The sequence below is a fragment of the Pedobacter nutrimenti genome, from assembly GCF_032678445.1.
GTDB classification, from domain to species: domain Bacteria; phylum Bacteroidota; class Bacteroidia; order Sphingobacteriales; family Sphingobacteriaceae; genus Pedobacter; species Pedobacter nutrimenti_A.
Genome location: NZ_JAVTSQ010000003.1, coordinates 269,442 through 295,608 on the forward strand (window position 1 = coordinate 269,442; position 26,167 = coordinate 295,608).

29 protein-coding genes are annotated in these 26,167 nt (G+C 39.4%); 14 read left to right on the plus strand and 15 right to left on the minus strand.

The genetic code is table 11. The features are described from left to right. Positions 1 to 47 precede the first annotated feature (47 nt). The gene (locus R2S08_RS06215) at positions 48 to 1,595 is read left to right on the plus strand and encodes a RagB/SusD family nutrient uptake outer membrane protein (RefSeq protein WP_316834327.1); all 1,548 of its coding nucleotides are present in this window, start codon (positions 48 to 50) and stop codon (positions 1,593 to 1,595) included. Between the two features lie 265 nt (positions 1,596 to 1,860). On the opposite strand, the gene R2S08_RS06220 is transcribed toward R2S08_RS06215, so the two are convergent. Next, positions 1,861 to 2,445, minus strand: a complete 585-nt coding sequence (locus R2S08_RS06220; protein ID WP_316834328.1) for a hypothetical protein — start codon at positions 2,443 to 2,445, stop codon at positions 1,861 to 1,863. Positions 2,446 to 2,623: 178 nt separating this feature from the next. Between R2S08_RS06220 and R2S08_RS06225 the strand changes: the two genes are divergently transcribed. Beyond that, positions 2,624 to 2,842: a hypothetical protein gene (locus tag R2S08_RS06225; protein ID WP_316834329.1), complete on the plus strand. Its 219-nt coding sequence runs from the start codon at positions 2,624 to 2,626 to the stop codon at positions 2,840 to 2,842. Positions 2,843 to 3,083: 241 nt separating this feature from the next. Beyond that, positions 3,084 to 4,244, plus strand: coding sequence for a DUF1015 domain-containing protein (locus tag R2S08_RS06230; protein ID WP_316834330.1), 1,161 nt, complete (start codon positions 3,084 to 3,086; stop codon positions 4,242 to 4,244). On the opposite strand, the gene R2S08_RS06235 is transcribed toward R2S08_RS06230, so the two are convergent. Next, entirely contained in the window at positions 4,225 to 4,401 is a 177-nt protein-coding gene (locus R2S08_RS06235; protein WP_316834331.1) for a helix-turn-helix domain-containing protein, read from the minus strand. The two genes, R2S08_RS06230 and R2S08_RS06235, sit on opposite strands and share 20 nt — an antisense overlap. Positions 4,402 to 4,546: 145 nt before the next feature. Between R2S08_RS06235 and R2S08_RS06240 the strand changes: the two genes are divergently transcribed. Beyond that, the gene (locus R2S08_RS06240) at positions 4,547 to 5,167 is read left to right on the plus strand and encodes a hypothetical protein (RefSeq protein WP_316834332.1); all 621 of its coding nucleotides are present in this window, start codon (positions 4,547 to 4,549) and stop codon (positions 5,165 to 5,167) included. 122 nt (positions 5,168 to 5,289) lie between these two features. Here R2S08_RS06240 and R2S08_RS06245 read toward each other — a convergent pair whose 3' ends face one another. Then, on the minus strand, positions 5,290 to 5,772 hold the full coding sequence (locus R2S08_RS06245; protein WP_316834333.1) for a YdeI/OmpD-associated family protein: 483 nt from the start codon (positions 5,770 to 5,772) through the stop codon (positions 5,290 to 5,292). An 88-nt stretch (positions 5,773 to 5,860) separates the two neighbouring features. After that, positions 5,861 to 7,228 (minus strand): TlpA disulfide reductase family protein, encoded by a 1,368-nt coding sequence (locus R2S08_RS06250; protein WP_316834334.1) that lies wholly within the window; start codon positions 7,226 to 7,228, stop codon positions 5,861 to 5,863. Between the two features lie 460 nt (positions 7,229 to 7,688). Between R2S08_RS06250 and R2S08_RS06255 the strand changes: the two genes are divergently transcribed. The 6 genes from R2S08_RS06255 (at position 7,689) to R2S08_RS06280 (ending at position 13,195) form a co-directional block, all read left to right on the plus strand. After that, on the plus strand, positions 7,689 to 9,566 hold the full coding sequence (locus R2S08_RS06255; RefSeq protein ID WP_133781610.1) for a type VI secretion system Vgr family protein: 1,878 nt from the start codon (positions 7,689 to 7,691) through the stop codon (positions 9,564 to 9,566). 1 nt (position 9,567) lies between these two features. Next, positions 9,568 to 10,500, plus strand: coding sequence for a hypothetical protein (locus R2S08_RS06260; protein ID WP_316834335.1), 933 nt, complete (start codon positions 9,568 to 9,570; stop codon positions 10,498 to 10,500). Continuing rightward, a complete protein-coding gene (locus tag R2S08_RS06265; RefSeq protein ID WP_316834336.1) occupies positions 10,487 to 11,944 on the plus strand; it encodes a PAAR-like protein in 1,458 nt (485 codons plus the stop codon). Before R2S08_RS06260 ends, R2S08_RS06265 begins: the two co-directional genes overlap by 14 nt. A gap of 10 nt (positions 11,945 to 11,954) precedes the next feature. After that, complete coding sequence (locus tag R2S08_RS06270) at positions 11,955 to 12,398, plus strand: hypothetical protein (RefSeq protein ID WP_316834337.1); 444 nt, start codon at positions 11,955 to 11,957, stop codon at positions 12,396 to 12,398. Then, positions 12,399 to 12,914: an endonuclease V gene (locus tag R2S08_RS06275; protein WP_316834338.1), complete on the plus strand. Its 516-nt coding sequence runs from the start codon at positions 12,399 to 12,401 to the stop codon at positions 12,912 to 12,914. A gap of 116 nt (positions 12,915 to 13,030) precedes the next feature. After that, positions 13,031 to 13,195, plus strand: coding sequence for a hypothetical protein (locus R2S08_RS06280; RefSeq protein ID WP_316834339.1), 165 nt, complete (start codon positions 13,031 to 13,033; stop codon positions 13,193 to 13,195). A gap of 520 nt (positions 13,196 to 13,715) precedes the next feature. Here R2S08_RS06280 and R2S08_RS06285 read toward each other — a convergent pair. The 7 genes from R2S08_RS06285 to R2S08_RS06315 all read right to left on the minus strand — a co-directional run bounded on the left by R2S08_RS06285 (position 13,716) and on the right by R2S08_RS06315 (position 20,623). Continuing rightward, positions 13,716 to 15,599 carry a PAS domain-containing protein gene (locus tag R2S08_RS06285; RefSeq protein ID WP_316834340.1) on the minus strand — a complete coding sequence of 628 codons (1,884 nt, stop codon included), beginning with the start codon at positions 15,597 to 15,599 and terminating at the stop codon, positions 13,716 to 13,718. Positions 15,600 to 15,681: 82 nt separating this feature from the next. Further along, a complete protein-coding gene (locus R2S08_RS06290) occupies positions 15,682 to 16,329 on the minus strand; it encodes a DUF2306 domain-containing protein (protein ID WP_316834341.1) in 648 nt (215 codons plus the stop codon). A 144-nt stretch (positions 16,330 to 16,473) separates the two neighbouring features. Then, positions 16,474 to 17,325 carry a LytTR family DNA-binding domain-containing protein gene (locus tag R2S08_RS06295; protein WP_316834342.1) on the minus strand — a complete coding sequence of 284 codons (852 nt, stop codon included), beginning with the start codon at positions 17,323 to 17,325 and terminating at the stop codon, positions 16,474 to 16,476. 91 nt (positions 17,326 to 17,416) lie between these two features. Continuing rightward, positions 17,417 to 18,121 carry a hypothetical protein gene (locus tag R2S08_RS06300; protein ID WP_316834343.1) on the minus strand — a complete coding sequence of 235 codons (705 nt, stop codon included), beginning with the start codon at positions 18,119 to 18,121 and terminating at the stop codon, positions 17,417 to 17,419. A 168-nt stretch (positions 18,122 to 18,289) separates the two neighbouring features. Then, on the minus strand, positions 18,290 to 19,171 hold the full coding sequence (locus R2S08_RS06305) for a nucleotidyltransferase domain-containing protein (protein ID WP_316834344.1): 882 nt from the start codon (positions 19,169 to 19,171) through the stop codon (positions 18,290 to 18,292). A 90-nt stretch (positions 19,172 to 19,261) separates the two neighbouring features. Next, positions 19,262 to 19,714, minus strand: coding sequence for a VOC family protein (locus R2S08_RS06310; protein ID WP_316834345.1), 453 nt, complete (start codon positions 19,712 to 19,714; stop codon positions 19,262 to 19,264). Between the two features lie 327 nt (positions 19,715 to 20,041). Further along, positions 20,042 to 20,623 carry a YdeI/OmpD-associated family protein gene (locus R2S08_RS06315; protein WP_316834346.1) on the minus strand — a complete coding sequence of 194 codons (582 nt, stop codon included), beginning with the start codon at positions 20,621 to 20,623 and terminating at the stop codon, positions 20,042 to 20,044. Between the two features lie 354 nt (positions 20,624 to 20,977). Between R2S08_RS06315 and R2S08_RS06320 the strand changes: the two genes are divergently transcribed. Continuing rightward, positions 20,978 to 21,622 (plus strand): hypothetical protein, encoded by a 645-nt coding sequence (locus R2S08_RS06320; protein ID WP_316834347.1) that lies wholly within the window; start codon positions 20,978 to 20,980, stop codon positions 21,620 to 21,622. A gap of 119 nt (positions 21,623 to 21,741) precedes the next feature. Here R2S08_RS06320 and R2S08_RS06325 read toward each other — a convergent pair whose 3' ends face one another. After that, positions 21,742 to 22,122: a hypothetical protein gene (locus R2S08_RS06325; RefSeq protein ID WP_316834348.1), complete on the minus strand. Its 381-nt coding sequence runs from the start codon at positions 22,120 to 22,122 to the stop codon at positions 21,742 to 21,744. A gap of 291 nt (positions 22,123 to 22,413) precedes the next feature. Between R2S08_RS06325 and R2S08_RS06330 the strand changes: the two genes are divergently transcribed. Continuing rightward, positions 22,414 to 22,929, plus strand: coding sequence for a hypothetical protein (locus R2S08_RS06330; RefSeq protein WP_133781573.1), 516 nt, complete (start codon positions 22,414 to 22,416; stop codon positions 22,927 to 22,929). Positions 22,930 to 23,071: 142 nt separating this feature from the next. Here R2S08_RS06330 and R2S08_RS06335 read toward each other — a convergent pair whose 3' ends face one another. Further along, positions 23,072 to 23,833: a protein-glutamine glutaminase family protein gene (locus R2S08_RS06335; RefSeq protein ID WP_316834349.1), complete on the minus strand. Its 762-nt coding sequence runs from the start codon at positions 23,831 to 23,833 to the stop codon at positions 23,072 to 23,074. 128 nt (positions 23,834 to 23,961) lie between these two features. Here R2S08_RS06335 and R2S08_RS06340 point away from each other — a divergent pair, with 128 nt between their 5' ends. After that, on the plus strand, positions 23,962 to 24,561 hold the full coding sequence (locus R2S08_RS06340) for a sigma-70 family RNA polymerase sigma factor (protein ID WP_316834350.1): 600 nt from the start codon (positions 23,962 to 23,964) through the stop codon (positions 24,559 to 24,561). 9 nt (positions 24,562 to 24,570) lie between these two features. Beyond that, the gene (locus tag R2S08_RS06345; protein ID WP_316834351.1) at positions 24,571 to 24,852 is read left to right on the plus strand and encodes a hypothetical protein; all 282 of its coding nucleotides are present in this window, start codon (positions 24,571 to 24,573) and stop codon (positions 24,850 to 24,852) included. Between the two features lie 8 nt (positions 24,853 to 24,860). Here the strand turns inward: R2S08_RS06345 and R2S08_RS06350 are convergent, their stop codons facing one another. Continuing rightward, a complete protein-coding gene (locus R2S08_RS06350; protein WP_316834352.1) occupies positions 24,861 to 25,316 on the minus strand; it encodes a thioredoxin family protein in 456 nt (151 codons plus the stop codon). Further along, a complete protein-coding gene (locus R2S08_RS06355; protein ID WP_316834353.1) occupies positions 25,306 to 26,010 on the minus strand; it encodes a peroxiredoxin-like family protein in 705 nt (234 codons plus the stop codon). The genes R2S08_RS06350 and R2S08_RS06355 overlap by 11 nt, the downstream gene beginning before the upstream one ends. Between the last annotated feature and the right edge of the window lie 157 nt (positions 26,011 to 26,167).

The window sequence follows — 26,167 nt, forward strand, 5'->3', positions numbered from 1 at the left end:
TAGAAACTCATGATAGCTTCATAACCTTTAAAATTAATTATATACTAATGAAAAAGCTATTTATATTTATCATAATCCTATCTGGACTAAGTATTTTTAGTTCATGTAAAAAGGATTTTCTTCAAAAAGATCCCCTGGCACAATTGTCACAAAATACTTTTTGGAAAACACAGAGTGACGCGGATCTGGCCCTGGCAGGTTGTTATAATTTCCTTTGCAGGGGACACAATGCAACAAGTGTAAGTAACGCAGGAGCCGGTTTTGGTGGCGGGTATATGTTTTGGGAAACCCTTACCGATAACGGCTATACAATTTCCAGCGGAGGTAATTTTTCTACGGTTTCCACTGGTAACATTGAAGCAACCATGACAGGGATTATTTCAGATGCCTACAAATACAGTTATCAGGCTATTGCAACATGCAACCTTTTCCTGGTCCGCGTCGGCGATATTCCGCTAACGTCAAACTTAAGAAACCAGTATATTGGAGAAGTGAAGTTCATAAGGGCTTATCATTATTTTCTGTTATCCCAATTATATGGAGATTGTGTCCTTACCTTAAAACCATTGAGTTTTGATCAAGCTAGTATAACCATTCCACGTTCACCCAAAAGTCTCGTTGTGGATTCCATTCTTGCCGATCTTGATTATGCAGCAGCCAATTTACCCAACACAAATTATAACGGACACGCGGTAAGAGGCACAGCATTAGCTTACAAAGCCAAAGTACTGTTAGCCAATGGTCAATACCAAAAAGCAGCTGATGCTGCCAAACTGGTGATCACAGAAAACAAATTCAAACTTGCAGATACTTACAGCAGTCTGTTTTTAAAACCTGGTCAGAATAACAATCCAGAAATCATGTTTTCAGCACGTTATTCACCTCCAAGCTTTTATAGCCCCCAAGATTGGTTGTTTTCCTATCTCAACAACGTAAATGTGCTCAAATACCTTGTAGATGATTATGAATGTACGGATGGATTGCCGATCCAGTCTTCACCCTTGTTTAGCAGTACAACGCCTTATGTCAATAGAGACCCAAGATTAAAAATGAGCATTATTGTTCCCGGCGACTGGCGGGGTACAACTGCGTCTACTGCTTTTGACCCTAAAGCCGCAGCAGTACCCAGTGGCTTTTTACCACGCAAAGGAATTGATCCAAACCGTTTTCCAACTACTTATGCAACACAAAGTGACCAGGATTGGGTACTCATGCGCTACGCTGATGTATTGCTCATGTATGCCGAAGCCCAAAACGAAGTCGCGGGTCCGGATGGCACAGTTTACGCCGCTATAAATGCAGTGAGAACCAGACCAGACGTCAATATGCCTCAGATTCCGTCAGGGCTATCCGCTGCAGATATGCGCACCCGGATCCGTCATGAAAGAAGAATTGAATTTGCAATGGAAGGACAACGCTTTTTTGACCTCAAAAGATGGCGGTTTGATCGTACGATCATTCCAACTATTAAGGATCCGAACAACGCTTACCGATCATTCCCACTCAGAGATACCATCTGGCCAATACCACAATCAGAAATTGAGGTCGCTAAAAGTGTGGGGAACATAGGATTTAAACAAAATCCAGGCTATTAATCAACAGAAGATTCAATATTATCTTATACACATTTTAATAGACCACAATTAATCTTAAACCAAAAAGCCCTGGCAAAATTCAAATACCTCAAATTGCCGGGGCTTTTTAGTTTAAACAGAAATTCTAAAGATAAAATACGATGCCCAGTCTGGGCGCAAAAGTAGACAAGCCAAAACTGAAAGAGTTTGAAGTAATATGGGCATGTATCCAATATAAGGGCGAGTATTTCTTAATAAGCTCTTCAAGATCAAGAGTATACAGAACTCACCGGATTGAAAGAATACGTCTAGACAAAGTGTATACTAAAATAGCATTCCAATCATCCATATAGTTATAACTCTTATAAATCTTAGGGTCATTTTTAGAAAAAAGAGCATAATAGGTCCTATAAGCTTTAGTTCCCACATCCTCCAAAGGGACATGTTTACCTTTTATTACAACACCTTCTTTCTCAAATGAGGTTTCGAGCACTTCGAATTTACCCTCGCTATTAAAAACTTCTATTGCTCGATTTACAATATCATTGTAATGCGTATCCATAAAAGTATTGATGATTTGACAATATTTTTCATCTAAAGCTTGTTTTCCTATACCATAAAAAGAAGTCATTCTTATTTTTATATTTCGGCCACGCGAACCTTTGATGTCTATGCAAAAAGTACGGCCAATAGTAAATGTGTAACCCTTTAAAAATTTAATGCCGAATCTAATCGCTTCAACTTCTCCTTTAATAAATCTAGCGACTGTATCCGTGTCCCAATTGGTATCATCAAATTCTATGAAATCAGAATTCAGTAGTAGCTTTCTAGATCTATCTAGGATATTTGGTTTTATATCAAGTTCTAACATGGAGCATTAGTTATAAACAAAACGAATTTAGATATTAATTCTTTAAAAAGCAGAAAGATACTCACAAACCACCTCCTAAATTTGCCGTTTCAACTTACATTTTTGCCCATCTACCTATTCCCCATTTCTCCGCAAGCAAACTCCCCGTAATTTCATAATGTAATTAATCCCTACAACTATGAACAACCTAAAAAATATCATTACAAGCTTACAAATTACATTTGCCATTGCAACATTTATCACTCTGGCCGTAAAAATGAATCACCAGATAGAACTCATCTCCTTCCTGATGCTGAGCACCTTTCTTTTTTTTACCTTTTACCTCATCAGCCTAGACAGAAAACCGGTGATAAACAAATATCCAACCTCTCCCTCCCAGCGTTCCGTCAAGCTTTAAACGAAGCAACTGACCTTAAACAAGAGTAAGTGTATGAACTACATATAAAAATGCAATACCTCTATCAGAACAAAATTCTTCCAGAGAACGAAATATCCCTTCCAACAAAATTATATAATGTGCACGACGTCCTTTATAGAAAATTGTCCCAAAATAAACGAATCATTAACGAACAATAATCTAAACAACAGAACTTTACACCACTAAAACCACCCCTATTAACCAGATATTAAGATACGTCATGAAAATAAAAGCCTTTAACGCAATGCACCCTGATCCTGCCTGGTATAACAGCATAATGAGCGGGACTACAGAGCGACAGCATTTCAGGCAAACACTAGAACCAGTACAAAATGATTCAGTATCATTTGATGCCTGCAAGGTTAATCTTAACACACTTAAAAATCTCGGTAAATACAAGCAGGAAGAGGTATCAGGGATCTATATCTATGAAAAAGAAACCGCCTATGGGTCCCAATTCGGAGTATGGGTACTAACCAGTCTGGAAGATATGATCAGTGGCAATATTGTTACCCACGAACGTACACTAGAAGAAAGAGAAGATCGCTTAAAAGCCTATCGGAAGGGCCTTGGACTAGAAGGTAGCCCTATACTGCTCACCTATCGTAAAGATTCAACAATGACCCAGTTGATTGAAAAAGTTGCTGCCTTTCCTCCCATCGTTACCCTGATACAGGACCGCTGCAATCATAAGGTGTGGAAAATACGGTCACAGGAAACAATCCTGGAATTTACAAGCGCATTTCAGAACATCAAACAAGCCTATGTAGCCGATGGGCACCACCGCTTGGCCGTCGCAGCAGCAGAACACCACGTTAGCCCACAGTGGATCAGTACACTCTATGTATCCAGCGGCCAAATTAGCTGCAGAGAATTCCATCGTATGGTGTGTCCCGAGTCTCCATTGGATACCAATCTGTTACTGGAAAAGCTAAGCAAACAATTCTACATCTCAGAGGTACCTAACAATGTAGCCTATAAACCTTCAAGATCGCACCGGTTTGGCATGCAGCATAAATGTACCTGGTATCAGCTCGACCTGAAACCAGAATACATCAACGAACTACTGGACGTACAAATCCTCCAGGAAATGGTACTGAGTCCCTTGTTTGGCATTCATGACCCAACAACAGACCAACGTCTCCGTAATTTTCCAGCAAATAAATGGGAGGACCTGCTCAATGTACAGCAAGAGGAGCCAGAGTCTATCACCTTCACGCTGTTCCCCATGAGCGCAGAAGCGCTCATCCAACAAGCAGATAAACAGCACGACTTACCTCCAAAGAGTACCTATATAGAACCAAAAGTACCATTTGGTTTACTGCTGTATCAAAACGAAACGACAGAAAAAATATCTTCTTCTAGTCCAGCACTCCATTAGATATCCTGCCAAATTTCCTCTTAAAAGAATGCGAGAAATGAGAAAGACCTTCAAACCCCAGGTCAAGGTAGATTGTAGATGGCTTCATTTTCTTACTTTCTATCAAATGAAGAGCCTCTGTTAGTCTTCTTTCCTGCAGCCAATGCCTGGGTGGCATATTAAAAGTTTTTTTGGAAATCACGTTTAAACCCAGCAAGACTTCTCCCAGTAAGCTCCGCAATATTTTGTTAGTAAAAACTAAAGTCCTGTAGCGTTACATGCAAGCCCAACGTTTTAGATTTAAACCTTAACCTTTCAATACGATGAAATATTTTTCCTTACTCTGTCTTGTCCTTTTCCTGTCTGCATGTTCAAAAGAAAAGCTTTATGGTCCTCTCAAACTTAAAAATGGACAGGAAGTAGAATTATTAGTAGACCACCGCTACGCAGCGGAAAATGAATCCTTGTTAATTTTGCCTCAAAATGAACCGGCAGGGATATCCTTACATGGATTCACCGACAGAAAACCCGGTTATATCTACCGTGTCAAAGCCCGGCTAAACGTAGATCCAAATCCCCCACAAGACGCTTCAGATAGATGGTTTAATTTAACAAAGATCATCAGCAAAGAAAAATACCAGGGTAATGAACAGTTCGATATCACACTTATCAAATCGATTATACCAAGCGGACCGGTAATTACAATGGGCAAAATAGATGGTAAATATTACTATATCAACGATAAGCTAGAGCTCACTTATTCCAACGATGCAGTGAAAGCTCAATTGGAAGAAATCTGGCAAAATGGGCTAAAAATACAGGATGACCGAAAGAATAATATACAAAGTTATCCAAAATGGAAATCCATTAAAGCAACAGTAACCCACGATCCCAATAATTTCGGAAAAGCCTATTTAGTACAGCGTATCGAATTTTCAATATAATTTAATGATCTTTCAGGTCTTGTAAGGTCCCGAAAGATCATTCACAAAAAATATGTTTTAATAAGGTATAAACTTACTCCTGAAAGCCAGAACCGCTCTTTTTAAATTTCAGACCAGGATTTTTATGGCTTATCTCTACCCACAAATCTCTCGTTTCCTAATAAGAAATTAATGGCTCTCCCTACATTTTTATCAATGCTCTCTTCAGTTTTTAGATGCGCAATATAACGTACAATTTCAAATTGCAATGAAGGTCTTAAGTTTTCAAACACTTGCAAAGCCTCTTTATTTGCTTTAAGCGCTTCTGTCAGTTTAGGATGCGCTGATATAGTTCTGTCTGATGAGTCATATTCTACAGTGAGTTCAATAATTTCGCCAATACGTTTAGGCGAATTTTTAAGCATGGTGGTATTAATATAAAGCCGCCAGTCACCGCTGTATTTCACCAATGTTTGTCTGTATGGGTTATCGTTGATTACACCACGTATTGGAATAGCCCCCTTGTTTTTACCCGCTTCTTTAAAAAGGTTCTCAAGGATACTTTCAGGAACAAAAACAAAAGGATTTATCCCAATAATCTCTATGCTAGCACTGAATTTATTCATTACCTAATAATACAAATAATCCAAGTTATTTACCATAACAGAATACGTTTCCGAAAAATCAGACATCTATATATGGCCAATCTTAAACTTATTTCAACAAACGATCTAATTCAGACCTTAAGCCCTCTTTTTGCTCCGGCCCAGGCGCATTGCTATTTACAAGCTTTCCATCTTTGTTTATGATTAGATAATGAGGTATTCCATTGATGTTAAATTTTGATGCAAGCAAATTATATTGATCATTAGTTAATTTATAATGGATGCCTCTAAGCTCCCTGTTAGCAACTGTGGCCTTCCATGACTCATCACTGCATTGATTAGCAAAAAAAACAAATACAATATCCTTATCTTTGTAATACCGCTGAACTTCCCTTGATGCTGGCATAGCCGCCATGCAAGGACTACACCAAGGTGCCCAGAAATCGACATAGATCACTTTACCAGAAAATCGCCTGACAACCGAATCCAAAACAGATTCATCTTTGGCTTGATCAACTTGTGCCAATACAGTACCATCTTTGATTTGCTGGTTCTCTAAATAGCGTTCAAGTTCAACACTTTTTTCTATTATTTTACTTTTCAAATAAGAATTCAAAACCGGACTACTGTTCCACAGCGCTTTGAACTCCTTTAATTGCTGGCCATTCAAAGCATCCATAAAAAGCATGGTAAGTAACAGTTCCCTGGTCACACCACTGGTTTTATTTTTTATATGCTCTGAGAACAAACCTCCAAGTCCAAGAAAATTTCTTTCCCTGGCATATTGTGCAAACAATGCAGATCTACCCACATCCGCTTTATGAGTAAAGTATCTATAAAGTCCGGATAAGAATTGAGAATATTGAACAGATAGAACCGGAAGACGATTCATATCATAATTCGCCAAAAATGAAGAAATGCTATCCCCTTGCAATGAATGATCATTGTAATGTTGCACCAGTTTACTAAACACCTCATATTTAATATAATCCGCTGCCCAGGCATCAAATAAAGAAGACGATGCACTTTCGGGCTTTTTATAATCTCTACCCAAAGTCCTTTGGGCCAGAAAATCTTGGATCATTCCGTTCTCTCCGGCAAGATTACCACTAATGATATTGATAAAAGGAAATTTACCCAACTCAATCTTAAGGCTATCCCCTGGGCGAAAGAATAATTCTGCTGTGTTGCCTGCATACTGAATGGAAACATCCAACGGGCCTGCAACAACAGTTTCAAATCTAAAATTGCCTCTTGAACCGATCATTTCTGTTTTTTTGATAACCCCATTTACAGCTGAATTGATTAGAAATACAACAGTATTCTCGCCCTTTTCGTGATCGAAGTCCTTTACAGATCCAGATACTAAGATCTTTCCTTCCTTAAAGTCTTGCGGAGACGATTTAAAGGAAATGAGTAAAAAACAAAAGGCAAAAACAACCCTGTACAATTTGAAACAAGACCTAATGAAATCCATACTTTAAAGCATTAAATTAAATACCCTACTATACCTCTCTATTTCCTTTTAGACAGCAAGTATGATTTATTGTTTCAATGGAAATACACCAACGCAAAAAATTCATCATTTAACTCCCCCGACTACTCCATACTACAATGACCACTTACTAAACCGCCCCTTAGTTATGAATCATATTGCCTTGAAAAACAAACAAAGCTTATTTCGCCCTATACAATTGACTATTAGACAGTAATGGCAGAATTTTTGTGGCTATTTAAACAATTAATTAATAATCATCCCTAAAACACAAACTTATGGCTTTCAAAGCAAGATTTGATTTTTGGGGCAGCGCATATCTTATATGCCCTCCCCCTAACTATGGAACCACTTCATTCGATCCCCCCGACCCCGTCATCATTAACTTAACGGACCACAATCGAAAAATTATTTTTTAACAGTTCCATTTACCTTCTACCCTATGGTAAACAAACTCATTGTAGACATCAGCATAGAGCAGATGTCTATCACTCATTTCAGCCGTTTTACGCTGGACCAGCGCTTCAATGAACATCATTTCTTTGAATTGCGCATTAATCATGATCAACTGGAAGGAACCAGCAACATCACCCTAACAAAATCCAAAGACTTTATTGGTAAAAGTTTAACCGCGCAATTTGGCACAATCGGAGACACGGCCAATATATTTACCGGAATTATCACCAAAGTAGAAATTGCCCAGACACATGGTTTTCAGGGAGACATTATTATCACAGGCCAAAGCCCTGATATTTTAATAGACAGAGGACCTGATCTGGGCTCCTACCTAGGAAAAGACCTAAAAACCATCATACAACAAGCCACAAATGATACACCCCAAAATGACCTGAATTTTCAAATCAAACCTTCATATAGTTCAGGCATTGATTATTTAATACAATACAGAGAAAGCGATTTCGATTTCATCAACCGGCTTTCTGCAGAATACCACGAATGGTTTTATTACGACGGCCGTGTGCTCCATTTTGGGAAACCAGACCAGCAGGAAGAGGTGCCGTTAATCTATGGACGTGATCTTCGCAGCTTACAGTACGGACTTCAAATCACACCATTAAACTACAAAAACTTCGCTTATCATTCTCAACAAGACGAATTACTAAGTGCACAACCCTCAACTGTAAACTCACCATTATCTGATCTGTCACATGCCATCACTGCATCCAATGAAGTTTACAGTAAACGTTTTAACCAACCTCTAAATGTAAGGGTCAACTCTCAAAAAGAAATTGACACATTTGTAAATAATGAGCATCAATCTTTAATCTCTGGACTGGTAGGCATCTCTGGCCAGGGAGATAATCCAAAAGTCGGCCTGGGCAAAATAGTTAACATCAGCACCAGCATGCGTAATGTAGTGGATTTCCAGGTTCAAGAGTTCGGAAAATTTATTGTAACAGCCATATACCATGAAATTGACGGCATTGGCCATTACCAGAATTCTTTTGAAGGCGTTTCAGCAGACAGCGAGAAACTCCCTGTACGCAAAACACCAAAACCCCAACCAGACATGCAGCTGGCCGATGTATTAGACAACGACGACCCTCAGGGACAAGGGCGTATAAAAGTCCAATTTAAATGGCAATGTCAAGCCAATGACCCTACAGAATGGCTAAGAGTGATGAGCCCCAATGCAGGATCAGGCGATACAGGTGCAAACCGTGGCTTCCATGTCATCCCCGAAAAGGGTGATCAAGTGGTTGTTGCCTTTGAAGAAGGCAATATAGCAAGGCCAGTTATTCTAGGAAGTGTTTATCACGGAAAGAGCGGAGATAGTAAAGGCTTCAAAAACAGCAATACAAAAGGCCTCACTTCAAGAAAAGGAAGTGCATTAAGCTTTGACGATTTAAATCATGCCTTAAATCTGGGCACCAATGCATCCAATTTTGTAAATATTAAAAATGGACAGGCATTGGTTACTGCACAGGCGGGCAACAAAGTAGTTATCCAGTCTGGTGCCAGTACAATTACGCTCGATAAAGAAGGTAATATTTCTATTGTCGGAAAAAACATAAGCATCAACGGAAGCGAAACCATTGATATACAATCACCTAAAATAACAATGGGAAATCTTGCCCCTTCCGAAGGTGCAACACCGGAGCAAAGTGCTGCGGCAACACAAACAATAGATATAAAAGGAATAGTTATTACTGTTGAAGGAGAGCAAAGCATCGAACATACAGCTCCTACCGTAGATTTAGGTAAGGCGGCCGATGGTTTAACCAATATGAAAGGCAAAACAGTCAACATTGATGGACAGGCAGAAATCAATTTAACCTCAACAATTATTAATTCAAACTGACATGGCCTGGCTCACTAATCCCTTAAAAAAGGAAGATCTGCATGAAAAATCTATTTTTCCGCAAGTAAAAGGTGAAACGGTACAACAATTTAAATTCACTTATACCGATAAACATTGGATAAATGGATCGCTCTTAAACCAAAATATCCAGGGGCAGTTCGATGTTGCAGTTACTTTCATTGATTATACTACAGAAAAGTGGGATGTATTTTTTAATGCCGTAAATTTCGATCGTTCCAAACCTCACATTCCAGAGCTTTACTTACTGTTTGATGCCGTTAAAAGAGCAGATTTTTTTATTGATAACCAAAGTGGACTTATTCTGGATCGTCTTCAGATTTTTAATCAGGAAACAACACTAAAACAAAAAATAGCTGACGCCGAAGTCTTTATATCTGATAAAAATGGCGCAAAACTATTTAAAGTTTTCTTACAAAGAAACCTGTTAAATCCAGATTTTGCAAAAAAACAATTAAGCATACAGCCAATACTAGGACTGCTCTTTAACACCATCCGGCTCAGAAAGGCAATCTACCATCATCCTGGCGTACACCCCCTGGCAGAGAATTATACTAAACTATCTTATTTTTCAGACAAACATGATCTTTGTATTAAATCATGCTGGCTTAACAAACCAAGAACCACTGAAACCACCGTTAATACCTGGGTGCGAACAGGAGGACTCGATACCGATGCCTATCTAAATGGGCCTGTTCCCGATTTGTTAAAAAAACTATCTGGTAAGGTAAATACGCCCAACGATTTACAAATGGATTTTTCTGAAACCTACCAATACAAAAGCAATGACCACCTCAGTTGTGCGCAGCTTTTGTTTGCGGAATCCTATCTTCAAACTGCTCTAAGCGAGGTTTGGTTTAAAGAAACCGAAATAACTATAAGTTCATCTAATTCTGAAGACTATGCCAGCAGATGATTTATACGTACCACACGGCTCATTTTTAAAATGTGATAAAGGTGCCTCGGTGATGCAGTTAACAGCAACACCAAAAAAGCATAATTTATACGGTTTGCCCATTGCAACCGAAACTGATAACATTCCACTGGTAAATATTCCCACATTTGCCATATGCTCTGTAGATGGAAAACCTTGTATTCCAATAACCCCAAAATGGATGAAAACCCATGAGGGGGCACAAAAAGTTCTGGGTAAAAAACCCCTGCTGGTAACCTCCTACTGCAAATGTATGAAAGGCGGCAATATCGAAATCTTTTTAGAGCGGGCAGCTGCAGAAACCGCATTAGAAAAAGATAAAAAAGACCGCGTAGATGGAATTCCATGGCTTGATGGCCTAATAGGTGGTGCACTATTTGGCGCAACCGGAAGCATAATGAACAGTTCTGATGAAGGCAAAAAAATTACTCAAGGCCTAGGCCGGGGAATTCGAAAAGGCCTGAAAGGCACATGGAACTTCCTATCAGACGACATGTGGAAAGCTGATACCTGGAAAGGCATGGGCAAAATGGCCGCAGTAGGCATAGTTGGATACGGCTCACCCGTAACCATGATGATACCGCCCGAAGTAAAGCTCCAAGCCTTTGACGACACCTTTGGAACCGATTTAAACAAAACTCATCAAGCAATTGGGAATGCCATTTCCGATACCTGGGATAAAAAAGTAGTAAATGGCACTACAGAAGAACGGTCAGAACTGGCAGGACAAACCCTTGAAATGGTCATTGAAGCTGTTGCCGGAAGTAAGGGCGCCGGACTCGTTGCCAAGGGAGCTATGACGGGAGCAAAAATGGCAATAGGTGCTGAACGAATTGCAGAAATTGCCTCAACAATTACTAAATTACGCCAGGCTTTAAAATTAGAAGAACTAGCAGGCAAAGTGATGGGGATTTTTAAAGTTGGCAGAAAATTGGCAAGAGAAAAATTAATTGATGATGTTGCTGCGAAAGCTGAAGAGTTGATTCAAAAGGCAAAACAAGGAATACCTGGGTTTAGCAACAAAAAAAATGGTCCATGCCTATCAGGTGTATATGATCCAAAAACCAAGAAGACATTTTTTGGCCAAAATTTCGAAAAAAACGTGAAAGGAAATAAGGAATATGCAGACTTCGTTGAAAATGCACATCCGATTATAAAAGAAAGGATTAAAGCACAACAAAAATTAATAGATGAAGGCAAAATGCCTGCAGAAGTAGACAAAAGAGCAGGTGCGCATTCAGAAGTTCGAGCTTTGGATGAGGCTATAAAAGCAAGAGAAGCACAAACAGGTAAACCAGTAACGGAGAAAGACCTTGGAAGTTTTGACCTGCACAACAGGCATATGCCAAGCAACACGCCATTTAACAGGTGTCCAAACTGTTCAAATATAACCAACGGCGCCAATACGATTGGAGGTCACAATTAAAAAAAAGTAAATGAAACAAATAGATGATTTATATTCCAAAGGAGATGTTCAGAGCGGCGATACTAAATATTTTACAGATAAAGAATTGAGTATACCATTTACAGGAATGGTATCTGATGCATCTAATGGACATACCAATTCCATTTTTGAACTTAAAGAAGGATTAAAAGACGGAATTGAAAAAGTATTTCATGAAGACAGTGACCTATTAGAGCAGGTCTCAGAATACAAAAAGAACCTGCAATTTGGCGTATCAAAAGAATACGATGAACAGGGAGAACTAGTGCATGTTAGTGTAGTTTGGAACAACAAATATCTGAAAACATTAACTTTATCTGAGCAAAATGTCATAGAGCGGGATGAAGACTATGACCTAAGCCAGGAAAACTATCCAGAACGCATAGTCCAGCTCCTAAAGTTAACCGACCATGAATTGATAGATTATAGCTTCTAAGTGATACTAGCAATTGACGTATATTATTTCGAAAATAAGGCCAAATCTGTAGGCCTTATTTTTAATGACTGGAACGATGATCAGGCAAAAGAAACTGTATTTACCTATGTAGAGAATGTAGAAGAATATGAATCTGGTGCTTTTTACAAACGGGAGCTGCCCTGCATCCTCCAGCTTTTGGAAAAGATTGACCTCACCACTATTCTAATCATCATCATTGATGGTTATGTATATCTTAACGATGACAAAAAGTTAGGTATGGGCGGGTATTTATATGAATCACTTGAGCATCAGATCCCAATTATTGGCGTAGCAAAACATCCGTTTCATAACAACAAGAAAAATGTAAGAGAAGTATACAGAGGAGAAAGCAAAAATCCACTGTATGTAAGTGCTGTGGGCATAGACATTATAGAAGCAGCCGAACAAATTCAGCATATGTCAGGGACATTTAGGGTTCCAAAATTGTTAAAACTCCTGGATCAGGAAACTAAGGCTCACACTAAAGCTTTGTGAAATTTCAACAAACAATAAAACATGAAACATATTATTCTCTATCCCTTATCCTATTAAGTTCAGTTAATGTATTTTCTCAAACCGGGCAGTATGTTAAGGACATAAAAACTGGATGTATGATCTGGAGCGATGAGTATTCGCCTAAAGATAGCCTAAGATGGAGTGGTTCTTGTAAAAATGGATATGCTTTCGGAAACGGCGTATTGCGGTGGTATCAGGATCATAAATTGGCTGTGATTTATACAGGGCAAATGAACCAGGGCAAACTTTGGCAAAGGTAAATATGAAATTATTGGCTACGCTACTTTTGAGGGTAATTTTAATAATGGAGCACTAAATGGAAAAGGTGCTGCATATTACAGTAATGGAGGTAAAACAATTGGCAACTTTGTAGACGGCAATTTTCTAAATCTGGACGACAAGTATTTAGCCATACTTAGAAAACAATATCTCGATATTAACGACAGCACAGAAATTTACATTAACGATAATGGAAGTGATCAACTTTTCTATTATGCCCTTATACCCACTCAGACTATAAATGCAGTTTTAGTCCTGTTTCCTTCCACAGGCGAAACAGCTGAGAATGCGATCAGCTGTAACAAAAATTTGATGCAACAAGCCTATAACAACAATATTTTATCGGTTGTAGTAAGTGTCAACTACAATAAAAGGCACCCGCATTCTTGGTCTATTTGTCCCCTTCCAGATCACCACCCAAAAAAGCCTGCATCTCTTTTCTCACCTCAGGGCCTGAAGCTTTTCGCGGAAGGTCCAGTGAGAAAAGAAGTGCAGAATTTTTCACTCCATCCCAATCAACGGCAAACTAAAAGTAAAAGTAGATCCAGACCCAAAAACACTTTCCGCGGAAATCTCACCCATATGGCGCTGAATAATTTCCTTACAAATGTAAAGACCAATCCCAAAACCCGAAATAGAGAACATCTGGCTACCCTCAACCCGATAATACCGATCAAAGATCCTTAACAAATCATCAGGTTTAATACCCATCCCCCTGTCTTTCACACTAACATTCACCATATCCCCTTCTTCAAAGCAAGAAACTTCAATAATACTATGAGCTGGCGAATATTTAACGGCATTGCTGATCAAGTTGTGAATCACCTGTTCTATTTTGTCCCAATCTCCATTTACCAATATCGTTTTAACCGGATCAAAAACCACAACATGACTCGAAATGGTAGCCTTCGACTCCTCCTCCACTTCCCCCATAAGCCTCGCCATATCAAATTCCTGAATATCCATATAAATCTTTCCAGATTCAAGTCTGGACACATTTAAAAAACTATTCACCATAGCCGTCATTTTCCCCACCTGGCTATTTGCTTTTTCCAGCATTCCAGCACTAAACTCCCTATTTTGTTGATTTAACCTTTGCAGCATTTGGATATACGCTCTCATAGAAGTAAGTGGCGTTTTCAGTTCATGACTTACCATCCCGATAAAATCGTTCTTTCGCAATTCATCCATTTTCTGCTCAGTAACATCCCTTGTGGTTCCCGCCACCGCTTCCACTTCTTCAGCTTCATTAAGTACCGGGATCAGTATATAGTCGTAAATCCTCTTTCCCAAAACTGCATGCGGAAAAGCAACTTCACCACGAACGGATTCCTTTGTTGCTCTAATATGATCGATTTCCCGTTCATGCATAGCCGCGTGCCATTCTTCATAACCATTTTCCCGTAACCCCTTACCAATAGCGGCGTCCCAAGTCTTACCCCACATGGTCAACAATGCACTATTCGCATACGTAAAACGATACTCAAGATCAAATACATACATTAAATCCGGTGTCCCTGAAGTGATCGCTTCGTAAACTCTTCTTTGTTGATCGGCCTGTTCCCTAGCCTTTAGAAGCTCCTCCTGCACCCGGATCATGTCCGTTACTTCAAACACAAAATTCACAATACCATCTATATGATTATACTCATCCCGCCTGGCCTGGAAGCTGAAACTAAAATAACGTTCTTTTGTTGGCCCACCCTCATATTCTGAAACAGGAATCATCACCTCGCTCATTTCCCAGGATTCTCCCTCATTATACACCTTTAACAACATTTCTTGTATGGATGAACCCACCAGTTCGGGAAGAGCCTCAAAGATAGGACGCCCAGAAAGCTCACGTCGAGGCAAGATCTGTTGATAGGCAGGATTGACAAGTTCATAAACCAGATCAGGACCACGCAGCACACATATCCCGGCAGCAGCTTGCATGAAATAACTATAGAGCCGGTCACGTTCAACTTTGAAAGCATTTTTTGCAACTTCCTCTCTTTGTCTTTCCACAACCTGCCTGGTATTTTCCAAAACCCATACCGCAACTCTTTTTACTTTACCCGCCTTGTCCTTTACCGGAGCGTATACAAAAGTAACAAAGATCATTTCCGGTTGTCCATGGCGAATCAGCATAAGCTCTACCTCGTCCGCATAATAGGCCTCGCCAGTTTGAACCACTCCAGTCAACGCGGCCTCATAATAAGGCCGAGCCTCAGCAAAAGCATCCCAGTAGTAGTGTCCATAGATCGCTTCGTAAGGTTTACCCGCAACCTCAAGAAATTTATCATTAACAATTTCTGCAACAAGCGTATCCGCATCCAATATGCATATACCGATCGGCGCATTCAATAAGGTAGAATTAAAGTCTTCTGCGTCTGTAAATAGCATAGGTAGTTATTTGATGTAATGAAAATAACCAAAATCTACAGATTTTGTTTAGCAGACTATAAAAGACGGAGTAACCTTACTTTCACCCCAGCTTCACTTTATACCTTTTCACCCACTTTAAAATCAAAGGAAACATCACTACCGTTGGAAGCAACCAGGCAATATAAGCGGGTAATAAGGTATTATTAACCACAAGAAACGCCGTCAAAGCTGCAACATAAGCCCCAATCATTCTTTGGATATGAGCAACAAGCCAGGTATTTAAAACATCCCCTTTCCCCCTAAAGTTCTTAAAATCCGAACGCACCATTCTAAATCCAATGAGCCCAAAAACAATAAACACAGCCCCAAAAGAATTCTTATGGATCAAATGATAAATCCCAAAAAGCAAAAACAAAATACCGAAAGTGAGCATAAAATAAGTCAGCAGCCAATCAACAGCACCAGGCTTTTGACCTTTAGACAAATTCTTCAAATGCAGGTATCTCGTACCGGAGGAAACCATGTATAAAGTAAAAACCCCAACAATAAACAAAAAGTAATTTGGATGAAGAACAGAAAGTACAAAAGCAGACAAGCTAACAGTCAACATTCCATATAGAAAAAATCGCCCTGCTATCCGGTGCATCTTTCCTCCTTTTTTACCAATAATATTAACCGTTCCTGAAATTAAGCCAATAGTTCCGGCTACAATATGCAGTATTAAAAATACCTTAAATAGTACATCCATGTCGTTTAGTTTTTGAATTCTTCCACAATGCTAACAGGAAGAAATCAATACATAAACTTTTAGGGATGAACTGCACGCTTTTGTGACGAAAAGCATGGTTTAATTAGCCTTCAGTACTATTTTGTGATACACAGCGATGTAAAATCACCCCTTATTTACAACCTGCTTGATGAGTTTGGTGTATTGTCTCGACACATAAACCTCCCTGTTGGACTCTTTAATTCCCAAACGATAACCCTGAGCATTCCCCTTAACACTTTCAATAAAATCAGTGTTTATAATAAAAGCCCTATGACACCTCAACATTTGATTATAGCCCAATAATTCAGCCTCCGCTTTTACAATACTGCTCCGAATAGTGACCGGAGCAATTAGCCCATCTTTACGACGATAAACCTGAATATAGTTTCCATCAGATTCGATAAACGCCAAATCACTTACCTGAATGTTCAGCTCCGTTTTGCCATTTTCCGCAGTAAGCACAACATCTCCAGGCAAATCCCTTACAGGTTCAGTTAGAAGAAAATGATCATTTAAAACCTCAGCCGATTTTCTATTCAACCTAAGCATCCTGTTTTGTCTGATCAACACCAGAAATGTAACTGGAATAGAGCCAATAATCAAAGTGTACAACTGGAAAATCACCAAACCAGCCATAGTAAAATTCAAACGGCCTATACACAAGAAGGTATACACATAATTTGCTAAGCCCAAACAAAAAAGCGACCAGCAACTCCAGCAAATCTGTCTGAAGATCGTCCAGCGCAAGTCTGAAAACAACCTGAGGACAACCAGCCCATTAAAAAGCAACACTAAAAAACTAACTAAACCATAACCAGCAGAAAACAAATGATCATGCTTTACAGAAATATTGGAAAGTCCAAAAGGCTTTAACAAAAACATCAGCAAGCCAATCCCTAAACCAACCAATGCAGCTACTTTAATCTGCCTATCAGGAAAAGGATAAGGCTGTTGCAAAAAACTCTTCAAATTCATTTTAAACAATACAGAGCCGAATATAGCTTATTCTTTCACATCCGCATATTCAGATCAGCATGATTTCTCCTGGTTAGCGAAGAAAACCCAATCATAGCTTCCCATGATTGATCTGCAAAATACCCGGAGCCTGGTTTTCAGTTCCTCCCAATAAACCATTCCAAACCAGTGTGTATGCAGAAACCCCGGAAACAGGAACCAAAATATAGCTTGACAACAATGTTCCGTTAGTAGCATCCCTAATCTCAAAAGTAAAAGGCGCTGCTACGCTTGTGGAAAGATGAGATTTAAACGTACCAATACCCTGGTAAGGGAGTGCAGCAACTTCTGAGCCCGGGGCGGCACCTATTAGATTTACCGAAATCGCAGGCCCTCCTTTCAACAAGTTGATTAAACGTACAGAAAGCGTACTATCACTATATGGAGGAATACTAATTTCCTTGTAGAAGAAAGCATCCACAGAATTGGGCCAGAAACCAGACAGCATCAAAGTAAATAAATCTCCATCTGCCCCATTAACATCCACCCCAAAGTAATTCAATGCTGTATTTTTATAAGAAAAAGCAGAAACATACAAATGATCTCCACCAGTACCCGTTAAAACCTTTGAACTCCTGTTCACCACACTATCCTGCGGACTTTGATTCAATACAACAGCATTTCCACCAACCATCACATTTACTACATTATAAGAAACAGTTCCCGATCTTATAATTTCGTTTTTCTTACAGCTACATAAGCTAAAGACCAGTAAACAAACCATTAGGATGTTAGAATAAAATCTTCTGTTCCCCATATATTCAGTGTTAAGATTAAAAGCCCCTAAAATGACCAAAAACTACACCATAAAGTATGAAGCCAACACAATGAATAAAATGAATGATCGCCACCAATATAAGCTAAATCACTAATCTTAAAAAACTATTATGTCAGCTACACTCCAGAAATTGGCAATGTGAAATGCTTAATCCAAACTAACTTTAAATCTGGGTTCATATTCACCATCCGTTAAAGCAACAACCTCCTGCCACAATTCTTTCAACAGATCTGTGCTTCCCATTAATTCATCAGCCTTAGAACCCGCCTGACCCAATATTCTATTTAGTTTTTCTTCAATTTTTAAAGGAGCCCTTTTGAATGAGCTTATAATTTGAACAGCCCTTTTATCACCCAAAGGATAAGTTTCATTGATAGCAAATAAAGCATGAACCAGATAGTTAACAATTCTTGTGAAGCAACCCACAGTATTGTAAGTATCGCCGGTGCTCGCAAAAGAAACACATTGCATCAATGTAAATTCAGCAAGCCAAAGACTGTCAGATATAACGACTTGCCTTAATTTCACAGGATACGGTGTAATCAGTGCCTTGAACCCCTGAAGAATATTCTGTGGATCGAATAAAGGTTTGCATACTTGAGTTTCCCCCAAGTAAATGATCGACCTAAACCCAAAAGGAGGTTGCTGATCAAAATTATGTTGCCAGATTCCATTCACAGCATCTGTAATTGTTTGCTGAACCTGATCAATATTCCTATATAGCAAATCTACTTTTCCAATAGCTGTCATCATCCATGATCCTCCATTTACCCAAGGCCCCCATTCATAAAAATCGGTTACAAGGGGCATTCCCGCTATAGAAAAACTACTCGCTATACTTCGAACCTTCTCTATATCAAATGGACTCTTTTCCGAGTAATACAACCCTATGTCCAGATCTGATTTTTCATTAGCAAGACCAGCAGCATAAGACCCCCCCAAAACAATTGCAACTATACCCTCCACATCTTTCAATGCAGAAACCATTGCATCCAAAGTGGCTTTTTTTTCAAATAATTCAGTTCCCATGCGTAAATCCTTTTTAAGCGGACATCCCCTTTCTTCAAATAACAATCGACCGTAAGCTCATAAGCATAAGAGACATCCCCAGACCTCTATTTATTTACTAACGAGTTGCTCAGCTAAACCAACTAGAATCCCTTCAGTTCCTCTAATGTAGCAGAGTTTGTATGAATCTCCGTACTGAACCACCTCGCCAACCAGTTCAGCCCCATGCTTGATGAGCCTGGATACCAACTCATCAATATCCTCAACAGCGAACATAACACGTAGATAACCGAGAGAATTCACAGGAGCAGTCCTGTGATCTGAGATAGTAGGCGGGCTAAGAAACCGCGAAATTTCAAGCCGGCTGTGGCCATCAGGAGTAACCATCATAGCAATCTCCACACGCTGAGAACCCAGCCCAGTAACACGACCAGCCCATTCGCCTTCAACCATAGCCCGTCCTTCGAGCTTCAAACCGATCTCCGTAAAAAAAGAAATAGCATCATCGATGGACTCCACAACGATGCCCACATTATCCATTCGCAGTAATTTATTCTTTGCCATAGCTCAATCTATTTTCTAATTAAATTGATATTTTCTATTTAAAATTTCACTCAATGAGGCTGAAGTACCTTTTAAACTGAAGTTAGTAAAATCCCATTAAAAAGGAAAGCGGGAATGATCTCCGACCACTCCCGCTTAATCTAAATTAACGCTCTCGTATATAAAGACGCTAAACACGATCAAATATTGTATCCCAAATAAAATTATTTATAATTCCCCTTAAAATAAAATACCAAATAAGACCCCAAGAATGATAGTATATCGTTAAAAGAGGTAGAAATCGCATTATAGATCGGTTAGGTCCCCATATTATTTGAGTGCATAGAACTACTGCAAATGTCTTGGTTTTTGTTGCTGCGCAGCAAGATCTACAATTTCAGCTATTCGTTTTTGTCTGGTCTCCGGACGCTTTGCAAGAACAAGCCATTGTAAAATGGCTTTTTTTACCGATCTGCTTAAACCAATAAAGAAACGCTCCGAACTTGGCCTGTTTTTTAGTTCCATCTCCAGGTCTTTCGGAACCATCAGTTCCTCAACCTCATCTAATATTGTCCACGAACCATTTTGCTTTGCAATTTCAATGCTTTTGTGACCAGCCTCAGTCATTAGACCATTTTCTATAAGTTGTAGCACTTTCTGTTTATTAATCTTAGACCAAGTACTGTTTGATTTTCTCCTACTAAAAAACTGATGAGACGACTCTTCATCTATTTTTACTTTCTTACTGTCAATCCAACCAAAACAAAGAGCCACCTCAACAGCCTCACTCCAGGTAATAGATTTTTTATTTGAAGCTTTAATATAAAAGACAAGCCGTACAGCTTGCTTAGAGAGATGGTTTTTTTCCAGCCACTTCCTCCAGGCCAGTTTGCTGGCCGGATAAAAAATCTCTATTTCATCTTTTTGCATGAGCTCATCCAGTTTAATACCACAATTGATCAATCATAAAGTTAATCCTTTAGATCCAGAACAAATTTAAATATGCGTAATGACAACCCTATGTCAGAGGCGAAACACAAACATCTACACATTTAGATATCTCAATATATAGATATCAAACTACCTCCAGAAATGTATGCTACCCGCCAACCCCGGATATCCCCCCCAAAAAAACCTGCACCTCTCTTCACACCTCAGGACCTGTAAGGTCCAGTGAGAAAAGAAGTGCAGGTTTTTCACAAATCTTAATTGTTGCCAAGAATTTTGTTATTCCACTCCTTTTAGATAGTTTTAATCATAAATAAACCTCTTGAACAAATAAGAATGTTTGAAATAGAAGAAACCGGTGGCGCTAACATAGGATCTGCCCGAGCCACATGGCCATTTGTCAAATTGTTAGTGAACAAAAATGAATTGCAACTCAACGCCTCAATCCTAGGCAACCTGCATTTCAAGCCCTCAGATATTATCTCCATAGAACCATCAACCCTGCTTTCCGGAGCCGGCATAAAAATTAATCACCGTGTTAATGGATACAATGAAAAAGTCATCTTTTTAACATCCGGCGGCCGAGATTTGATCAAAAGAATAGAAAACACCGGATTTTTAAATAACCCAGGTCCCATACCTGCAGAAGTAGAATCCAGGATAATCAATTACCAGTCAAGCGGAAGCTTTCCAATGAAATGGCCAGCAGTAATAGCCTTTATTGTAATTTGGAATATATTATTCCTAGGTGATCTACTCGGTTATTTCGGAAAAACCAATAACCATATTCCAATTGGAATAGGTGCACAATCAGCCTTAGCATTTGCCTTTTTATTTGCCCTGGCAACCCTATTATCAGAACCATTTAGCCGCCTTATATTAAAACAAGGTCGTAAAGCAGGAGACATTAAATCATTCTTGCTCTTTTTAATGCTGATCACCGGAGTAATGTTTACCATGATTTCGATCATGCCACATTAACCACCACCCTCTCCGGTCTGCACCCAAGAAAAATATGATTTGCTGAACGAACATCAAGACCTGTAAGGCCCAGAGAGGTCAGAAAACATATTTTTCAGAATATCAAACCCAGGCAAAAGCTATTTATCAGCTCTAAAAACATTAGACACCAGCTTCCTTGGCCGCTTACCCTTCACCTCTCCCACCATACTGTCACCAGTACGATCCACCATACCAGGAAACCGGTTTTCTTTAAAAACCTTAGGTCTTTGCTCCCGATTTTCATCCGCAAGCTTTACCGTCATCTTCCGTCCCCTCAGCACGATACCATTTAACGCAGCAATAGCCCGCTCAGCCCCAGCCTGATCCACCATCTCCACAAACCCAAAACCTTTAGGACTATGCGTTACCCTATCGGTCAATAAATGAATACTATGCACCATCCCATGGATACTAAAGAGCTCAATAACATCCGCCTCCTGAATATCCAATGGATAGCCAACTACAAATAATTTAATCATGATTTTATTTAGGCTCCAAAGTTAACAAATTAAGAATTACTAACAAACTTAGAATCACCACCATCCCCAGTCTGTTCCTCAAAAAAACTACACCACTTATCGGAGCTCAGGGCCTGAAGCCACAACAAACCACACTTTGTAGAGAAATTCACCAAATCCAAAGCACCGCCTTCAACCAAAACCCCAATAAAAGAACCCACAACAACAAAAAGAAAGAACCAATCATTATGGCATAACAATTGAAATCCACGATTTCACACAATGAAACCAATTAATATCAACAGTCCAATTATGAAAAAGCTATTATTTCTATTGCTTCTAGCAATCGGTTTTGTGCCGACCAAATCAAACGCACAATTTAACCTCAGTGTAAACATAGGATCCCAGCCATCCTGGGGACCTTCAGGTTACGAACGCGCCGAGTACTACTACATGCCAGACATTGACAGCTATTATTACGTCCCAAAAAGACAGTTTATCTACATCAGTAACGGCAGGTGGACATTCTCAACCAATTTACCAGAAAGGTACAGAGACTACGACCTCTACAATGGTTACAAAGTAGTCATCAATTCCCCACAAGCCTACTACAATTACAGAGAAGATAGAATAAGGTACGCCAAATACAGATCCTGTCATTCCCAAACAGTAATCCGTTACGGCCGTTCAGATCGCTACTATGACAATGATGATGATGATGACGACAACGACAGACGATATGTAAGATACAAAGAACACGGACATGGCCATCACAAGCACCGTGACTATGACCGCGGAGAAAGAAACTGGCGAAGACATGATGACTAAAAATTAATCACCACCATACCCGGTCTGCACCCCAAAAAAACCTGCATCTCTTTTCACACCTCAGGGCCTGTAAGGTCCAGTGAGAAAAGAGATACAGGTTTTTCACCAAAGGTCAGCACCTCAAAAAAATCGTTTAGTTAACTCACCTAATTTCGATGTTTTTTGCCTTAAGGTAATTCTGAATTTCTTCTTTCTTTGCCAAAATCACCTTTCTAAACCTCGGCCTATCACATTTTCCATTAGGAGTAATACCACAAAGCCCACAATACATTTGATTAAAATCCGCATCAAGACTCTTATCCCACTCCACCTTAACCGTACTCAACTGACCAATATCCGTAGTACCGTAAAAACTATACAAGCCCAATACAGGAAATACATAAACCGTACGCCCCTTCGGCTCCACAAAGAAACTCAAAGCCCAATCTTTTAGAGTCGTAATTTTACCCTGCGTCCAGGGATCCATAACAATCGTATCCCTTTTTCCGTTATTTTCAATAATAGCCCCAGCAGCCACATGATAACGCCAATAGACCATAGAACGACCAGTTGAACTGATATTAAAAGCCAGTCCCCTGCTATTATTCACCAATTCCGGAGTGTTATATTCCTTTTCCACCAGCCCCTCCTTAAATATCCAAAAACTGACAGGATGAAAACCCAGTTTTTCCAGTACGTAAAACGTAAACTCAGCCCTGTTTTCACAATTATTACTGATTTCTTTCTTTGACAAAAGATAAATAGGCGCTTTCTGAATAATATCGAAAGCCCCATTTACATCATCCATTGTTTTAAGAGAAACACTCAAACTATCAAACCCATCTACCATTTTCAAATTATTTTGCGCAGCAGCAGCAAAACAACAAGCAATACACAAAACGAGCATGAACTGTAGCCTTCTCATAACTATACTAAATATAACCAATTCATTATTTATTCTAAAAAATAAAAGATATTGTAAGGATATCTTATCAGCTCCGACTAAGAACAAACCCTTATTAATTTTAAGAAAGAATATTAAAGCAATGCCATATGCAAACTGAGTCAAATGAAGCCGTCACCCTTAAAGATCGCACCCTCGATCCACAATCATGGGTAAGTAAACACGCAGACTACTTGTTCTCCTATGCCCTTACTCGTCTAAATGACGAAGATATGGCCAGAGATTTGGTTCAGGAAACATTCCTCTCGGCACTGGAAAGTGCGAACAAATTTGAGGGAAGAAGTACAGAACGAACCTGGTTAACCTCTATTTTAAAGTTTAAAGTGATCGATGTGTACCGCAAAAACTCTGCTGGCTTTACCAAACGTGGGGACCATGATGTTGACAAGGAAGAAGACAGAGACTTTTTTGACGCTCATGATGGCCACTGGAATGATCAGCATAGACCTAAAGAATTTGGCATTGAGCAACCCGACTTATTAGAAACCAAGGAATTTCAAAAAATACTGCAACTATGCATGAAGAAATTACCCATCCTGTGGCTATCCGTATTTACCATGAAACATATGGATGAAGAAGCAACAGAAATCATTTGCAGGGAGTTGAAGGTCTCCGCGTCAAATTTCTGGGTGATCATACACCGTACCAAAGTAAACCTGCGTTCCTGCCTTCAAAAAAACTGGATTTAAACTACAGCTATGAACGAACTAAAGAAAATACTGTATAACTGCAGAAAAGCAACCTATCTAATCGAAAAACAACAAATCGGTCGAATCACCCTGCGCGAGAAAATGGAACTCAAAATCCATTTGACCGGTTGCTCCATATGTAAAACATTCCAACGGCAAAGTATCCTGATCAACCATATGGTGAAGAACCTATTTAAAGCAGATCATCAAACCGAATTAAAATTGGATGATAAATTCAAGAACCATCTACAAAAACGCATTGAGGAAATCATAGAGAAAAAAGGCCCCTAAAAACGATGCTACAAGTCCAACCCCAAACCACGCTTACCAAACACCATAAGTTCTTTTGGTTTTAAAAAACCAGAAAAACGAAATATGACCGCACCCTCAGGATCTAAGATCAACAAGGTTGGATATTGTTCAACCCCCCACTTCTCCGCAAGTGATATGCCCTCGCCTTTTTCCATATCCAAAGAAACATTTATAAAATGTGCATTAAAAAATGTGGCTACCTCCGGATCCTTAAACGTGCTTGACTTCAACAATCTGCAAGGACCACACCAATCGGCATACGCGTCTACAAATATGTATTTTTTTGACAACTTTGCCTGCACAATTACAGCAGGCAAAGTATTCTCTGTGAACTTGATACCAGGCTTTCCCCCAAGGCCCGTTTGTCCGCTGACATTCAAAATCTGGCCGGTGAAAGCCAGGAACAACGAAATACCATAAATAAAAACATCCTTACATTTCATCCCGCAAAGATTTAGCAACAGCCTTAAGCAGAGAAGCACTTAGCCTTTGTGTAATATCCGGGTTAATATATTCAAACAGAATTTTACCACTCTTTCCCAGGATAAACACCGAAGGTACAGGCAATAGCTTATCCACATTTTTTCCACCAGAGCTTTCCGGTAAAAAAGAATCATAACTCTTAGGCCCTTTGAATGCAATTCCGAATTTTTTAGCGGCGCTGAGGTCGCCATCAGATAAAAGTGTATAAGATAATTTCTCCTTGCCCATCGTCTTATTCAGATTTTCCGGACTATCTGTACTAACAGCAATGATCTGATATCCCATCATTGTCAAATCACGCTCAATCTCCTGTAAGCCTGAAAGCTGCTTAGAACAATAGGGGCACCACCCTCCCCGATAAAAAACAAGTACAGTCGGTTTTTCAGCAACCGATTTATTCAGATCAAAACTTTCTCCCGAAGATTTTGACAACTTCAGTGTTGGTATCGTCTCCCCAATCAGCAACGGACGAATATCATTTGGTCGCAATGGTACGCCCGAAACCATCTTTATAGTATCACTTACCTGGTTCATACCCGTCATATCTGCAGCTAGAGCTTCCATTCCCGAGCTTAAAAAACAGATCAGCCCAAATGCGAGCAGATAGTTCTTCATTCCTTGCACAACCAAACAGTTGTTTTTGTTACGATTCATTTCCATACGATTATTAAGTTTTAGGCTTAGTCGTTACAACCGCACATTCCTTACAAAAAAACTCAACTAAAAGAAAATGGAGCACCAGAGATCATAACTAATGCCTTTGGTTTTAGTAGCCTGCAAAAAAGATCCGTTTACTACATTATGCCAGCAA

Excerpts from the sequence above, each read along its gene's own strand:
- R2S08_RS06215 (WP_316834327.1), top strand. The coding sequence starts at position 48 with ATGAAAAAGCTATTTATATTTATCATAATCCTATCTGGACTAAGTATT.
- R2S08_RS06220 (WP_316834328.1), bottom strand. The coding sequence starts at position 2,445 with ATGTTAGAACTTGATATAAAACCAAATATCCTAGATAGATCTAGAAAG.
- R2S08_RS06225 (WP_316834329.1), top strand. The coding sequence starts at position 2,624 with ATGAACAACCTAAAAAATATCATTACAAGCTTACAAATTACATTTGCC.
- R2S08_RS06230 (WP_316834330.1), top strand. The coding sequence starts at position 3,084 with ATGAAAATAAAAGCCTTTAACGCAATGCACCCTGATCCTGCCTGGTAT.
- R2S08_RS06235 (WP_316834331.1), bottom strand. The coding sequence starts at position 4,401 with ATGCCACCCAGGCATTGGCTGCAGGAAAGAAGACTAACAGAGGCTCTT.
- R2S08_RS06240 (WP_316834332.1), top strand. The coding sequence starts at position 4,547 with ATGAAATATTTTTCCTTACTCTGTCTTGTCCTTTTCCTGTCTGCATGT.
- R2S08_RS06245 (WP_316834333.1), bottom strand. The coding sequence starts at position 5,772 with ATGAATAAATTCAGTGCTAGCATAGAGATTATTGGGATAAATCCTTTT.
- R2S08_RS06250 (WP_316834334.1), bottom strand. The coding sequence starts at position 7,228 with ATGGATTTCATTAGGTCTTGTTTCAAATTGTACAGGGTTGTTTTTGCC.
- R2S08_RS06255 (WP_133781610.1), top strand. The coding sequence starts at position 7,689 with ATGGTAAACAAACTCATTGTAGACATCAGCATAGAGCAGATGTCTATC.
- R2S08_RS06260 (WP_316834335.1), top strand. The coding sequence starts at position 9,568 with ATGGCCTGGCTCACTAATCCCTTAAAAAAGGAAGATCTGCATGAAAAA.
- R2S08_RS06265 (WP_316834336.1), top strand. The coding sequence starts at position 10,487 with ATGCCAGCAGATGATTTATACGTACCACACGGCTCATTTTTAAAATGT.
- R2S08_RS06270 (WP_316834337.1), top strand. The coding sequence starts at position 11,955 with ATGAAACAAATAGATGATTTATATTCCAAAGGAGATGTTCAGAGCGGC.
- R2S08_RS06280 (WP_316834339.1), top strand. The coding sequence starts at position 13,031 with ATGATCTGGAGCGATGAGTATTCGCCTAAAGATAGCCTAAGATGGAGT.
- R2S08_RS06285 (WP_316834340.1), bottom strand. The coding sequence starts at position 15,599 with ATGCTATTTACAGACGCAGAAGACTTTAATTCTACCTTATTGAATGCG.
- R2S08_RS06290 (WP_316834341.1), bottom strand. The coding sequence starts at position 16,329 with ATGGATGTACTATTTAAGGTATTTTTAATACTGCATATTGTAGCCGGA.
- R2S08_RS06295 (WP_316834342.1), bottom strand. The coding sequence starts at position 17,325 with ATGAATTTGAAGAGTTTTTTGCAACAGCCTTATCCTTTTCCTGATAGG.
- R2S08_RS06300 (WP_316834343.1), bottom strand. The coding sequence starts at position 18,121 with ATGGGGAACAGAAGATTTTATTCTAACATCCTAATGGTTTGTTTACTG.
- R2S08_RS06305 (WP_316834344.1), bottom strand. The coding sequence starts at position 19,171 with ATGGGAACTGAATTATTTGAAAAAAAAGCCACTTTGGATGCAATGGTT.
- R2S08_RS06310 (WP_316834345.1), bottom strand. The coding sequence starts at position 19,714 with ATGGCAAAGAATAAATTACTGCGAATGGATAATGTGGGCATCGTTGTG.
- R2S08_RS06315 (WP_316834346.1), bottom strand. The coding sequence starts at position 20,623 with ATGCAAAAAGATGAAATAGAGATTTTTTATCCGGCCAGCAAACTGGCC.
- R2S08_RS06320 (WP_316834347.1), top strand. The coding sequence starts at position 20,978 with ATGTTTGAAATAGAAGAAACCGGTGGCGCTAACATAGGATCTGCCCGA.
- R2S08_RS06325 (WP_316834348.1), bottom strand. The coding sequence starts at position 22,122 with ATGATTAAATTATTTGTAGTTGGCTATCCATTGGATATTCAGGAGGCG.
- R2S08_RS06330 (WP_133781573.1), top strand. The coding sequence starts at position 22,414 with ATGAAAAAGCTATTATTTCTATTGCTTCTAGCAATCGGTTTTGTGCCG.
- R2S08_RS06335 (WP_316834349.1), bottom strand. The coding sequence starts at position 23,833 with ATGAGAAGGCTACAGTTCATGCTCGTTTTGTGTATTGCTTGTTGTTTT.
- R2S08_RS06340 (WP_316834350.1), top strand. The coding sequence starts at position 23,962 with ATGCAAACTGAGTCAAATGAAGCCGTCACCCTTAAAGATCGCACCCTC.
- R2S08_RS06345 (WP_316834351.1), top strand. The coding sequence starts at position 24,571 with ATGAACGAACTAAAGAAAATACTGTATAACTGCAGAAAAGCAACCTAT.
- R2S08_RS06350 (WP_316834352.1), bottom strand. The coding sequence starts at position 25,316 with ATGAAATGTAAGGATGTTTTTATTTATGGTATTTCGTTGTTCCTGGCT.
- R2S08_RS06355 (WP_316834353.1), bottom strand. The coding sequence starts at position 26,010 with ATGAATCGTAACAAAAACAACTGTTTGGTTGTGCAAGGAATGAAGAAC.